General features: G+C 61.8%; 13 protein-coding genes. 4 read left to right on the top strand and 9 right to left on the bottom strand.

Features of this window, described 5'->3' with window-relative positions:
* Positions 1–1224 (bottom strand): polyhydroxyalkanoate depolymerase, encoded by a 1224-nt coding sequence (locus tag NCHOL11_RS05140; RefSeq protein WP_097091356.1) that lies wholly within the window; start codon positions 1222–1224, stop codon positions 1–3.
* Positions 1225–1349: 125 nt separating this feature from the next.
* Here NCHOL11_RS05140 and NCHOL11_RS05135 point away from each other — a divergent pair, with 125 nt between their 5' ends.
* Entirely contained in the window at positions 1350–2006 is a 657-nt protein-coding gene (locus NCHOL11_RS05135) for a glutathione S-transferase (protein ID WP_097092741.1), read from the top strand.
* 29 nt (positions 2007–2035) lie between these two features.
* On the opposite strand, the gene NCHOL11_RS05130 is transcribed toward NCHOL11_RS05135, so the two are convergent.
* From NCHOL11_RS05130 to acnA, 3 genes are all read right to left on the bottom strand, one after another.
* The gene (locus NCHOL11_RS05130) at positions 2036–2737 is read right to left on the bottom strand and encodes a glutamine amidotransferase (RefSeq protein WP_097091355.1); all 702 of its coding nucleotides are present in this window, start codon (positions 2735–2737) and stop codon (positions 2036–2038) included.
* Positions 2738–2809: 72 nt separating this feature from the next.
* Entirely contained in the window at positions 2810–3067 is a 258-nt protein-coding gene (locus NCHOL11_RS05125) for a CBU_0592 family membrane protein (protein ID WP_097091354.1), read from the bottom strand.
* 143 nt (positions 3068–3210) lie between these two features.
* On the bottom strand, positions 3211–5880 hold the full coding sequence (acnA, locus tag NCHOL11_RS05120; RefSeq protein WP_097091353.1) for an aconitate hydratase AcnA: 2670 nt from the start codon (positions 5878–5880) through the stop codon (positions 3211–3213).
* Between the two features lie 378 nt (positions 5881–6258).
* Between acnA and NCHOL11_RS05115 the strand changes: the two genes are divergently transcribed.
* Positions 6259–6537: a hypothetical protein gene (locus tag NCHOL11_RS05115; protein ID WP_255254720.1), complete on the top strand. Its 279-nt coding sequence runs from the start codon at positions 6259–6261 to the stop codon at positions 6535–6537.
* 26 nt (positions 6538–6563) lie between these two features.
* On the opposite strand, the gene NCHOL11_RS05110 is transcribed toward NCHOL11_RS05115, so the two are convergent.
* Both NCHOL11_RS05110 and NCHOL11_RS05105 read right to left on the bottom strand, forming a co-directional pair.
* On the bottom strand, positions 6564–6767 hold the full coding sequence (locus NCHOL11_RS05110; protein WP_097091352.1) for a DUF5818 domain-containing protein: 204 nt from the start codon (positions 6765–6767) through the stop codon (positions 6564–6566).
* Between the two features lie 4 nt (positions 6768–6771).
* A complete protein-coding gene (locus NCHOL11_RS05105; RefSeq protein WP_062120434.1) occupies positions 6772–6957 on the bottom strand; it encodes a DUF1328 domain-containing protein in 186 nt (61 codons plus the stop codon).
* 138 nt (positions 6958–7095) lie between these two features.
* On the opposite strand from NCHOL11_RS05105, the gene NCHOL11_RS05100 reads away from it, so the two are divergent.
* Entirely contained in the window at positions 7096–8559 is a 1464-nt protein-coding gene (locus NCHOL11_RS05100; protein WP_097091351.1) for an NAD-dependent succinate-semialdehyde dehydrogenase, read from the top strand.
* 1 nt (position 8560) lies between these two features.
* Here the strand turns inward: NCHOL11_RS05100 and NCHOL11_RS05095 are convergent, their stop codons facing one another.
* Genes NCHOL11_RS05095 through NCHOL11_RS05085 form a run of 3 tightly spaced genes read right to left on the bottom strand, consistent with a single transcriptional unit; the run spans position 8561 to position 12227 of the window.
* Complete coding sequence (locus tag NCHOL11_RS05095) at positions 8561–9472, bottom strand: copper resistance protein B (protein ID WP_097091350.1); 912 nt, start codon at positions 9470–9472, stop codon at positions 8561–8563.
* The gene (locus tag NCHOL11_RS05090; RefSeq protein WP_097091349.1) at positions 9469–11211 is read right to left on the bottom strand and encodes a copper resistance system multicopper oxidase; all 1743 of its coding nucleotides are present in this window, start codon (positions 11209–11211) and stop codon (positions 9469–9471) included. Before NCHOL11_RS05090 ends, NCHOL11_RS05095 begins: the two co-directional genes overlap by 4 nt.
* A gap of 17 nt (positions 11212–11228) precedes the next feature.
* Positions 11229–12227, bottom strand: a complete 999-nt coding sequence (locus NCHOL11_RS05085) for a 2-hydroxyacid dehydrogenase (protein WP_097091348.1) — start codon at positions 12225–12227, stop codon at positions 11229–11231.
* Between the two features lie 125 nt (positions 12228–12352).
* Between NCHOL11_RS05085 and NCHOL11_RS05080 the strand changes: the two genes are divergently transcribed.
* Positions 12353–12823 carry an SH3 domain-containing protein gene (locus tag NCHOL11_RS05080; RefSeq protein ID WP_097091347.1) on the top strand — a complete coding sequence of 157 codons (471 nt, stop codon included), beginning with the start codon at positions 12353–12355 and terminating at the stop codon, positions 12821–12823.
* Positions 12824–12827: the final 4 nt, after the last annotated feature.

The following is a 12827-nucleotide window of genomic DNA, read 5'->3' as shown; positions in this document are numbered from 1 at the left end:
TCAGTTCATCGCCAGGATCATGTTGCGGACTTGCGGGAAGACTTCCTTTTCCCATTTGCGGCCCGAGAAGACGCCATAATGACCCGCGCCGATTTGCAGGTGATGACGTTTCAAGTGGGGGCGCAGCCCGGTGCAGAGCGCATGGGCGGCCGCGGTTTGCCCGACCGCGCAGATATCGTCCTTTTCACCCTCAACGGTCAGCAGCGCCGTTTTCCGAATGGCACCGGGATTGACCGGGCGGCCGCGATGCTTGAGTTCGCCCTTGGCCAGCAGGGTCCGCTGGAATACCCGATCGACAGTTTCCAGGTAGAATTCGGCGGTCATGTCGAGGACGGCGAAATATTCCTGATAGAAATCCTTGATCTTCGCTGCCTCTGCTTCCTTCCCGTCCGCCAGAAGCTGGTAAAGCTCGCGATGCTGGGCGCCGTGGCGCTCCAAATTCATCGACAGGAAAGCGGATAGCTGCAGGAAACCGGGATAGACGCGGCGGCCCGCACCGGCATAGCGTAGCGGGACCGATGTGATGAGGTTTCGTTCGAACCATTGGATCGGACGCTCGTTCGACAGTTCGTTGACCACGGTAGGCGCGGCGCGCGGATCGATCGGCCCACCCATCAAGGTCATGGAACGCGGAGTGGCCGCGTCGTCATCCTCCGCCATCAGCGCGACAGCAGCGAAGGCGGGCACGCAGGGCTGGCAGACCGACAGCATATGCGCGCCCGGCCCCAGTTCCTGCATGAAGGTGATCACATAGTCGACATAATCGTCGAACCCGAACCGTCCGGCCGACAAAGGCACGTCGCGCGCATTTTTCCAGTCGGTGATGTAGACGTCATGGTCGCGCAACAGCGTCCGAACGGTGCTCCGCAACAGTGTCGCGAAGTGGCCGGACATCGGAGCGACGAGCAATATGCGCGGCTGTTCTGTTTCGACATCATCCTTGGCGAAGTGCAGCAGATTGCCAAAAGGCAGGTCGAGCAGCACTTCTTCCCGCACTGCAACAAGGGCATTGCCGCTACGGACTTCGTCTATTCCGTAGGACGGCCGCTTGTGGGTGAGGCGCGCCCCCTGGAACACATCCATGAGCGCGAACACGCGGCGGGGCATGGGCCAATCGGCTACCGGTCCCATTTTGTCCCGAAGACCCAAGGCGAGTTCAGCACCGAAACGAGCCGGAGCCAGCATGTCTTCAAGAGCTTGATAGCCAGTGTACAGCATCGTCATAATATGAACGGCGCCCCAAAATGTTCCCCCAGGCCGATTCGGCCCCCTCCGTTCGATATACTGTTTTTGCGTATTGCACTGCATCATGTTTGATGGAAAAATGTGGGAATATCGGGAGGATCGCCATGGCCGCTACGGAATTGACGATATCGAGCAAGATCTATTCCTCCTGGTCATTGAGAGGTTGGCTGCTGTGCCGGTTGGCCGGGCTGCGCGTCACGGAGAAGATGGTGGCGCTGGAAAATCTGGAAAACCGCGCCGAACTTCTGCTGCTGACGCCGTCCGTTCTGGTGCCGAGACTGACGCATGAAGGGGCTAGTGTCTGGGACACGCTGGCGATCGCGGAATATCTGCATGAGCTTTATCCGAACGCCGGCATGTACCCGAAGGACCGGATCGCGCGCGCGCATTGCCGGTCGGTTTCGGGCGAGATTCATTCCGGTTTTGCGAACCTGCGATCCGCCTTGCCGATGAACCTCAAGGTCCGGCACAAGAAATTCCCGATCTTCTCTGGCGCCAAGCCCGACATCGAACGGGTGGAGGCGATCTGGACCGAATGTCTTGGGTCCTATGGCGGGCCATGGCTGTTCGGCGACAGCCCCACCGTGGCGGATGCGATGTTCGCGCCGGTCGTGCAGCGCTTCCTGACCTATGCCGTGAAGTTGCAGGGTCCAGCGGCTGCCTATTGCGATACGGTGAACAGCTGGGACCTGATGCGCGAGTGGATCGATGACGCGCGCAAGGAGCCTGACGAGGTGGAGGAACTCGACGTAGAATTTTGACGCTGGGAGTTTTGACGCGGCTGGACTGGTCAGGCCTTCAGCTGGGCCAACCAATCACCGATCATCGCACGGCCCGCTGCGACGGCCGCAGGACCATGTTCGTCATGGTCCCGGCGCAGCGCCACGCCGCACTGCCGAGCCACGTCGAGGTCCGCCCAGAAATGGGTCAGCCAGTCATCGAAGCGCGGGTCTTCGCCCATTTCGGCATGGAATTGCAGCGCCAGAAGGTTGCGTCCGCGCCGAAAAGCCTGATGCGCATAGGCACCCGTCGATGCCAGCAGTTCGACGCCACGCGGCAATTCGAAGGTATCGCTATGCCAGTGGAGAACGGGCACATCCCGGATGTGCCTCAAGGGCGAATCGGCCCCTGCCCCATTTAGAGTGACAGGCGCGAAGCCTAGTTCCATCACCTCGCCGGGATAGACCCGTGCGCCCAGTGCTGCCGCGATCATCTGACTGCCAAGGCAGACGCCCAAGGTTGGAAGATCCTGCTCCAGCCGCGCGGCCAGTTTGCCGACCTGCACCGGAATCCACGGATGGATGTCATGCTCATAGACGCCCATGGGCCCGCCCATCATGATCAGCAGGTCAGGCGTGCACAGATCGACATCGGCAAATTCAGGGCTCGCTACGTCGATCCTCTCGATCTGAAAGCCTGCGGCTTCGATCGGCTGGAGAAACCCGGCCGCTCCCTCTCGCGGCACATGACGGACGATGAGTGCTTTTTTCATTGCTGATGGGATGCCTAACGGATTGGACGGACGCTCGCCACCCCAGGCTTTCTTGAGGAGCCGATAACCCTCCTATCGGCTATCTGTCGCCTTGGCGCGCCAGATGCGCCAGAGCGCCGCAAAACCGATCGCGCTCCAGACGATATTCAGCACCATCGAAGGTATGGCGCCGTGCCACCAGGTGTTCAGCACGAAGAAACCGGCGCCCAACGCGTTCATCCACTGGAAAAGCGCCGATCCGCCAGAAAGGCGGCCTATCGAGACGAGGATGTAAGCGCCCAGGACCAGGACAGCGCCCACCCAGCCGACGATTTCCACGATGATTGCCATGCGGTCCTTTCGGCGTGCGTCTTACTGGTGTGCGGGTGAGCAGTTAAGAGTTTTCGGCGCAGGAAATTGCAGCCCATCTCGACATACAAAAGGCTCCCTCCTGCCGGAGAGAGCCTTTCGTCTTAGCTCGGCATTGCAGCGGATCAGGCGGCCAGCTTGCGCAGGACGTACTGAAGGATGCCGCCATTCATGAAATATTCGAGCTCGTTCACGGTGTCGATGCGGCAGAGAGCCGTGAAGGTGAAGGTCGAGCCATCGGCGCGCTTCACGATCACCTCCACGTCCTGGCGCGGCTTCAGGCCAGCGACATTCTGGATGGTGAAGGTCTCATCACCCGTGAAGCCGAACGTGTCCTTGCTCTCGCCATTCTTGAACTGCAGCGGCAGCACGCCCATGCCGACCAGGTTGGAACGGTGAATACGCTCGAAGCTTTCGACGATGACGGCGCGGACGCCCAGCAGGTTGGTGCCCTTCGCCGCCCAGTCGCGCGACGATCCGGTGCCATATTCCTTGCCGCCGATGACGACCAGCGAGGTGCCGTCCGCCTTGTGCTTCATCGCTGCGTCATAGATCGGCATGACTTCGCCTTCATAGCGGGTCATGCCGCCTTCGACGCCGTCCAGCATAAGGTTCTTGATGCGGATGTTGGCGAAGGTGCCGCGCATCATCACTTCGTGATGGCCACGGCGCGCGCCATAGCTGTTGAAGTCGGCCTGGGCGACCTGATGCTCCGACAGCCACTTGCCTGCGGGCGAGGTCGCCTTGATCGAACCGGCGGGCGAAATATGGTCGGTGGTGATGGAGTCGCCGAAGATGGCCAGCGGCTTGGCTTCGACAATGTCGGTGACCGCGGCCGGGGTCATGGTCAGCCCCTCGAAATAGGGCGGGTTGGCGACATAGGTCGATCCGGCGCGCCAGCTATAGGTGGCCGAACCGGTCACGTCGATCGCCTGCCAGTGGGCATCGCCCTTGTAGACGTCGGCATAGCGCGCCTGGAACATCTGGCGATCCATGCAGCCCGCCATGGTCGAGGCGACTTCGTCGTTCGTCGGCCAGATGTCCTTCAGATAGACTGCCTGACCATCCTTGCTCGTGCCGATCGGGGTCGTGATGAAATCCTCGACCACAGTACCCTTGAGCGCATAGGCGACGACCAGCGGCGGCGAGGCGAGGAAGTTGGCGCGCACGTCGGGCGACACGCGGCCTTCGAAGTTGCGGTTCCCCGAGATGACGGCAGCGGCGACCAGGCCGTTGTCGTTGATCGCCTTGCTGATCGGCTCGGCCAGCGGGCCGGAGTTGCCGATGCAGGTGGTGCAGCCATAGCCCACCAGATTGAAGCCGATGGCGTCAAGGTGCGACTGGAGCCCGGCCTTTTCAAGATAGTCGGTGACGACCTGGCTGCCGGGGGCGAGCGAAGTCTTGACCCAGGGCTTGGGCTTCAGGCCGAGTTCGTTCGCCTTCTTGGCGACGAGGCCGGCAGCGACCAGAACGCCGGGGTTCGACGTGTTGGTGCAGCTGGTGATCGCGGCGATCGTGACGTCACCGTCGCCAATGTCGAAATCCTTGCCTTCGACAGGAACGCGGGTCTGCGCCTTCTTGTAGACCTTCTCCATGTCGGCATTGAACACGTCATCGACTTCCGGCAGCGAGACGCGGTCCTGCGGACGCTTGGGACCGGCGAGGCTGGGGACGACGGTCGACAGATCAAGTTCGAGCGTGTCGGTGAAGATCGGCTCCACCGAAGGATCGATCCAGAAGCCCTGCTCCTTGGCATAGGCTTCGACCAGCGCGATATTCTCCTCGGTTCGGCCGGTGAGGCGCATATAGTCGAGCGTCTTGTCGTCAATGCCGAAGAAGCCGCAGGTCGCGCCATATTCCGGCGCCATGTTCGCGAGCGTCGCACGGTCGGCCAGAGTCAGCGAAGCGAGGCCTGGGCCGAAATATTCGACGAAACGGCCCACCACGCCGCGCGCGCGCAGCATTTGGGTGCAGGTGAGGACGAGGTCGGTGGCGGTCACGCCTTCCTTCAGTTCGCCCGTGAACTTGAAGCCCACGACTTCGGGGATGAGCATGGAAACGGGCTGACCCAGCATGGCGGCCTCAGCCTCAATGCCGCCCACGCCCCAGCCGAGCACGCCCAGGCCATTCACCATGGTGGTGTGGCTGTCAGTGCCGACGCAGGTGTCGGGATAGGCGACGGTAACGCCGTCGGGGCCTTCGCTTGACCAGACGGCCTGCGCGATATTTTCCAGGTTCACCTGGTGGCAGATGCCGGTGCCCGGGGGAACGGCGTAGAAATTGGCGAGGCTCTTGCTGCCCCACTTCAGGAAGTCGTAGCGCTCCATGTTGCGCTGATATTCGATTTCCATATTCTGCTCGAACGCCTTGGGCGTGCCGAATTCGTCGACCATGACCGAGTGGTCGATGACGAGGTGGACGGGCACCTGCGGGTTGATCTTGCTGGCATCGGCGCCGAGCGCGTTCATCGCGTCGCGCATGGCGGCGAGATCTACGACGCAGGGAACGCCGGTGAAGTCCTGCAACAGGACGCGGGCCGGACGGTACTGAATCTCGCGCTCGGCCTTGCCCTTGTCATTCTGCCACTCGACGATCGCCTTGATATCGTCGGTAGTGACGGTCACGCCATCTTCGAAGCGGAGCAGGTTTTCCAGCAGCACCTTCATCGAGAAGGGGAGACGCGAAACATCGCCCAGCTTGGCCGCAGCCTTCTTCAGCGAGTAGTAGGCAATGTCCTTGCCGCCGACCTTCAACGTGTCGCGCGTGCCGAGAGTATCCTGTCCGATGGCGGTCATGAGTCGTGCGTCTCCTCGCAATGCCCGGCCAAGGGGCTAGGAGGATAACGACATTCCGCCGGCGCATGCCCCCACATCATGGCGGCCTCACAGTGGCGGGATGCGCCCCAACCGATGGCCGAAGCGGGTATGTCCCTTGATGGCCGCCGCCATAGCGCCTGCACCCGTCAAGTCAATGCGAAGGCGCGAAATGAGACATGTCACCAATCTTTATTATAGACGGGGTCCGACGGCACGGGATACATTGAGCTGTAGCCGCGTTCTGGCAGTCGGAGCGGGTTACCATGAAATAAAGCGGGTCGCGCGCTCTGACTTAAATCGTCGCATCGCAGTGTTTTGAAATATCGATGATATTTTTCACTGGGTGCTCGATAATATATGTCTGAGGAGGAAGAGACGATGCGCCCAGTTTCGAGCCTCGCGACCGGCAAGTCATTTGACCCGGCCCTAAGGGGATATATCATTCATTATCATCTTGGCGAGGCCAACCATTGTCCCAGCTGCGGCCGGAGCCAGTGGATCGTCGGCCGCCTTATGGCTGAATGCGCCTATTGCGAAACCGCCCTGCCGCTGGAAAATAACCGTGGCGTAGGTGCGTGCGCACGCTTCGTGCAGACCAACAATCCGATCACGCCCGGCGATCCCGTGACCGCCTGACATATCATCGCTGCCGCTGAAGCAATTCAGGCGGCGGCGACGCCTTCGACCTCGACTATTCCCTCGCCCGCATAATAGCCCTGCACGCGTACGCGCTTTTCGACATGATCGACGGGTACGCGCAGGAGGACCAGGCGAAAGGTGCCGCCGAGATCGCGCTGGAGCAGGAAACCGGCTTCGTCCCGTATCAGCCTGCCCGTTTCATCGATTCCAGCGCCAATCTCTATCATGCGATCAATCTATTGCGTTCTTGATCCCTTTTCCAGCCAGCAGGCCCAGAACGAGGAAGATCACGAACAGCGCGATCGCAAGGAAGAACAGTATCTTGGCGATGCCGACAAAGGTGCCGGCAGCGCCGCCAAAACCCAGGATCGCGAGCACTGCCGCGATGACCAGCGATATGATTGCCAGGCGGATCATGATGAAATCCTTCACTATAAACAGATGCGGGCTGAACGGATGACGCCGCTTGCAGGTTCCGCATCCGTTATGGCCGGAGATTTTCCGGCCCTGAGCCGTTACTGACGCCAGAAACTCCTCTCAGCGGTGCAGGCATCCATGACCCTTTCGCTCGACAATCCCGCATTGCTGACCGACCGCGCCTTCATAGGCGGCGAATGGATCAGTGCGAAATCCGGCGCGACCGTGCCCGTCGACAATCCTGCGACCGGGGCGGTCATCGGCACGGTCCCAGATTGCGGTGAAGAGGATACGCGCGCGGCCATTTTGGCGGCTGAGCGGGCTTATCCTGCCTGGCGCGCGCGCACGGCCAATGACCGCGCCGCGCTGCTGGAACGCTGGCATGCGCTTGTGTTGGAAAATATCGCGGACCTCGCACGGATCATGACGGCTGAACAAGGGAAGCCCCTGGCCGAAGCAGAGGGGGAAATCCGCTACGCCGCGACCTTCATAAAATGGTTCGCGGAGGAAGCACGCCGGGTCGATGGAGCCATCATACCAGCACCCGAAACCAATCGCCGCATATTGGTCATGAAAGAACCGGTGGGTGTGTCGGCCGCGATAACGCCGTGGAACTTCCCCGCCGCGATGATCACGCGGAAATGCGCCCCCGCCCTCGCAGCGAGTTGTCCGGTCGTCATCAAGCCGTCCGAACTGACGCCCTACTCCGCGCTCGCCCTGGCGAAGCTGGCGGAAATGGCGGGCTTTCCCGCAGGCGTCTTCAGCATCGTCACCGGGGATGCAAAAGCTATCGGCGGGGTCATGACGTCGAGTCCGATCGTGCGGAAGCTGTCCTTTACCGGCTCTACGCGCGTGGGCGTGCAACTGATGCAGCAATCCGCCGGCACCTTGAAACGGCTAAGCCTGGAGCTTGGCGGCAATGCGCCGTTGATCGTGTTCGATGACGCGGACCTCGACCTCGCCGTCGCGAGCGCCATGGCGAGCAAGTTCCGCAACGCAGGGCAAACCTGCGTCTGTGCCAACCGCATATTGGTGCAGGACGGCATTCACGACGCGTTTGCCGAGCGGCTGGCCAAGGCGGTCTCCGCCCTCAAGGTCGCGCCCGGCGATCAGGAAGGTGCCACGATCGGGCCCCTCATCAACAGCGCTGCCGTCGACAAGGTGAAGGAGCATGTGGACGACGCTCTGCACCATGGCGCCAAAATCTATGCCCAGGCGCCGGAAGGCGCGAAGGGCGAGCGCTTCGCGACGCCCATGGTGCTGACCGGAGCGACGCGCGACATGCGGCTGGCGGACGAAGAGACTTTCGGACCCGTAGCACCCCTCTTCCGCTTCACCCATGAAGATGAAGGCATCGAAATCGCCAATGGCACCAGCTATGGCCTTGCCAGCTATTTCTACACCGAGAACCTGCATCGCGCCTTTCGCGTGGCCGAGCGCCTGGAGGCTGGCATGGTCGCGCTGAACACGGGCGGCATATCGATGGAGATGGCGCCCTTTGGCGGGGTCAAGATGTCAGGCTTTGGCCGCGAGGGCGCGCATATGGGGATCGAGGAATATCTTGGGACCAAGACGTTCCACGTCGGCGGGTTGAAGCTTTAGGCTAGAACCAGAAACGGATGCCCATCACCAAGCTCGTCCCGGAAGCATCATCGCCCCCGGCGCGCGCGATCCGGGCGGTCTTGCCAAGCTTCCGCTCCCAATTCACGCCAATATAGGGCGCGAATTCGCGGGCAAATTCATAGCGCAGCCGTAGACCCAGTTCGACGTCCGACAATCCTGATCCAAGCCCAAGTTCAGGCACATTCTGCGCGGCTAAGTTCATTTCGGCGGCCGGTTGCAGGATCAAACGCTGGGTGATGCGCTGATCATAATTTGCCTCCAGCCGGAGATGCGCATCCCCTTTGGCGGACAGGAATGCCTGCGCGCCGACCTCAAACCAATATGGAGCCAAGCCATCTATGCCGATCACAGCATAGCTTCGGTCCTGCCCGCGACGAAAGTCATGCCGCAATCCGGCTTCGAGATTGAACCATGGATCGATCGCGCGGCTGTAAAGCGCCTGGACCTCCGCCTCTTCCAGCCTACCGCCGACCTCCCCCTCGCCCTCCGTCTTGAACGCGAGGCGGTTGATGTCCCCGCCGATCCAGCCTTCACCCTGCCAGTGGTAGGCGTCGGCGCCCTGGCCCAGGCGATATTCAAGGCGGTCGAGCATCAATTGCGAGAAGGTCATGCCGCCATTTTCCCTGCGCATGGCGGCCCGGGCGCGAGCCATTTCGGCAGGGTTGTAATATGCGTCAGCGGCATGATCGCTTGGCGGTGGCGGGGCTGTCCCCTTAGGTGTGGCTGGAACGGCGAGATGGCCCGCATGAGGATCGGCAATGTCTGGAGAGGGATTGTCCTTCGCCTCCGGAGCCTGCTCCATGCCGCCATGATGCATATGGCTGTGATCCATCTGCTGCGCATGGGCTGGAAGTGCGACTGGCAGCAGCAGGGCCGCGAGGGCGTATTTCATGGCGCCCCCCCCTCATGACGCACCGTCACCACCCGCATCATGCCCGAATGCATGTGCATCAGCATATGGCAGTGAAATGCCCAGTCGCCCAAGGCGTCGGTCGTCAGGTCGAAGCTGACCTTGCCACCGGGCAGTACGTTCACCGTATGCTTGAGCGGATTATGCTCATCCGCGCCCGTGACCAGCTCGAAAAAATGGCCGTGAAGATGGATGGGATGCGGCATCATCGTGTCATTGATGAGGTTCACCCTCACCCGCTCCATGTGACGGAACGCGATGGGTTCCGCACCGTCGGACAGCTTCACCCCATCGAAGGACCACATGTAGCGTTCCATGTTCGCGGTGAGATGGATGTCCAACGTGCGTGTCGGTGGCCGCCGGTCCCTGTGCGGCAGCAGCGATTTTAGGTCGGCATAGGTCAGCACCCGATGGGGCACATCTTCCAGACCCGTAGGGCGGTCGGCAGTCCGGTCCATGGGCATTGGCGAAAGCGTTGCGACGCCGGGACCCATGCGGACCTGCGGCGCGACGGACTTGTCCCGCATCTTCATGGAATGCCCAGCCCTGCCTTCAGTGGCAGGGTCGCCGTAGCCGATCGCACCGCCATGGCCCATATCCATACCGGACATGTCCATGCCCATATCCTTCATGCCCAGCAGTGGGCGCTGTCTCAGTTCAGGTACTTCCGCGATCATGCCGGTCCGCGGCGCCAATGTCGCGCGCACGAGGCATGACCGGTCGATCGCTTCCGCGATCAAGCCGTAGGCCCGCGCCTCATTGGGGCGAATGACGACATCATAGGTTTCTGCGACGCCGATCTGGAACTCGTCCGTTTCGACTGGCTGCACATGCTGCCCATCGCATTGCACTACGGTCATCGGCAGGCCGGGCAGCCGGACATTGAAGTTCGTCATCGCCGATGCATTTATGATCCGCAGGCGAACCCTCTCACCTGGCGTGAAAAGGCCCGTCCAGTTTTCCGCCGTCCCATGCCCGTTGACGAGGAAGCTGTAGGTCGATCCCGTCACGTCCGATATGTCGGTGGGGTCCATGCGCATTGCGCCCCATCGCAGGCGATCCCTTGCACTCTGGTCCTTGCCCGCGAGCAAACCGGCCAGCGTCTGCTTCTGCATATTGAAATAGCCGCTCATCTGCTTCAGCCGCTTGAGCAGGATGTGGGGATGGAGCGGGCTCCAGTCGGACAGGACGATCACATGTTCGCGGTCAGCCTGAACCGGGTCCAGACCGGCAGGATCTATGACGATCGGGCCATAATGGCCAACCGCCTCCTGCATGCCCGAATGGCTATGATACCAATAGGTGCCCGACTGCCGCACCGGAAAATCGTAGATGAAGGTCTCGCCTGGCCGGATGCCGGGAAAGCTGATGCCGGGGACACCATCCATCTGGAAAGGCACGATCAGCCCGTGCCAGTGTATGGAGGTATCTTCCTTCAGCCGGTTGGTGACATGCAGGCGGACATTCTGCCCTTCCTTCAGCCGGATCAGCGGGGCTGGCAGAGTGCCATTGATCATCACGGCATGGGCGGATCGCCCGCCTGTCGAGAAATGCCCTTCACTGACGGTGAGGGCGATATTCTCGCCAGTCAGTGCTCCTGGTGATGAAACCAGCCCGGACGTGCCGCTTTGCGCCCAGGCAGGAACGAAGCGGCTCAGCGCGAACGCGCCGCCCGCCATGCCGAGGCCATGCAGCAGCTCGCGCCGGTGAAGACCACTCATGAGACGCTCACTTCAGACTAGATCCAACCTTCGAGCACCTGGTTGGGTGGACGGTGGCCATCAACCCAACTGCGGATGTTGGCGATGACTCGCGCGCCGGTCGCGTCGCGTCCCTCAAACGTCGCCGAACCCATGTGCGGCAGCAGAACCACGTTCGACAGCGCGAGCAGACGCGAATCCACGGCAGGCTCATGCGCATAGACGTCCAGCCCTGCGCCTGCGATCCGCCCTTCCGCCAATGCCGCGATCAGCGCCGGTTCATCGGTGATTTCAGCGCGCGACGTGTTGATGAGATATGCGTCCGGCCGCATCATCGCGATACGGCGCGCATCGATCATGCTCCGGCTGTCGGCATTGAGCGGGCAGTTTATGGACACGATGTCGCATTCGCTCAGCAGCGTGTCGACATCGGGGTGCCACGCTGCTTCCAGTTCATGCTCGACCTCGAAAGGCAGGCGATGACGGTTGTGATATGCGATCGACAGGCCGAACGCCGCCGCTCTCTTCGCAACCGCCCGCCCGATCCGGCCCATGCCGATGATGCCAAGCTTCTTGCCGCCGATGCGGTGGCCGAGCATGCCCGAGGGGCTCCAGCCAGACCAGGTGCCGGACCGGACCAGCTTTTCACCCTCCGCCAGTCTGCGGGGAACCGACAGAATGAGCGCCATCGTCATGTCGGCCGTATCCTCTGTCAGGACGCCGGGCGTGTTGGTGACGATGATGCCCTTTCGCCGCGCTGCGCCAAGATCGATATGATCGACCCCGCTGCCAAAGCTCGCGATGAGTTGCAGGCGTTCAGGGGCAAGGTCGATCAGCGCCGCGTCGATCTGATCCGTCACCGAGGGAACCAGCACATCGCATTGCGCCATCGCGCGGGTCAGCGCCGTGCGGTCCATGGGCACATCGCCGACATTGAATACCGCGTCGAACAATTCGGCCATGCGGGCTTCCACATTGGGAGGCAGGCGGCGCGTGACGACGACGCGCGGCTTGGCAGGACGCGGTTTCTTGGCCATGCACAGCCGCTATGCCGGGCCGTGACGGTGGTCAAGCGCTTATGCTTTCAGGCCAAGACAATGGTTGTCGGCAGAGTTGGCGGGACGCTATAACGGTGCGTCACGCAAAGGGGAAAAGAACAGGGATGAAGGGGTATCTGCCTCATGGCGCGATTGTCGCAGCCGCGCTATGTTTCGCAGGCGGCACATCGGCGGCTCCGTCAAAGCCTGTTCCTTATTGGGCTTCGATCAACCAGGACGAAGCCCGCATGCGGGTCGGCCCCAGCCTGGATTATCCGTCGAACTGGGTCTATCGGCGCCGCGACCTGCCCGTGAAGGTGGTGCAGGTGCTGGGCCTCTGGCGCAAGGTCGAGGATCCGAGCGGCACGCAAGGATGGATGCACGTTCGGCTGCTCAGCGATACCCCGACCGCGATCGTCACGGCATCAGTCGCCCCGATGCGGCAGGCTGCAAGCGAAGGCGCGCGCACGGTCTTCCGCGCGGAAAAGGGCGTCGTAGGCCGCCTGTCGTCGTGCGGCGATGGCTGGTGCGGTTTCGATGTGGGCGGCCAGCGCGGTTTTGTGCGCGCCGCTGACATCTGGGGAGCGACCAACTGAGCGC

The sequence above is a fragment of the Novosphingobium sp. Chol11 genome, assembly GCF_900218065.1.
Classification (GTDB): domain Bacteria; phylum Pseudomonadota; class Alphaproteobacteria; order Sphingomonadales; family Sphingomonadaceae; genus Sphingobium; species Sphingobium agri.
The sequence above is the reverse complement of the archived record's forward strand: the minus strand, read 5'-3'. Positions and strand labels throughout refer to the sequence as shown.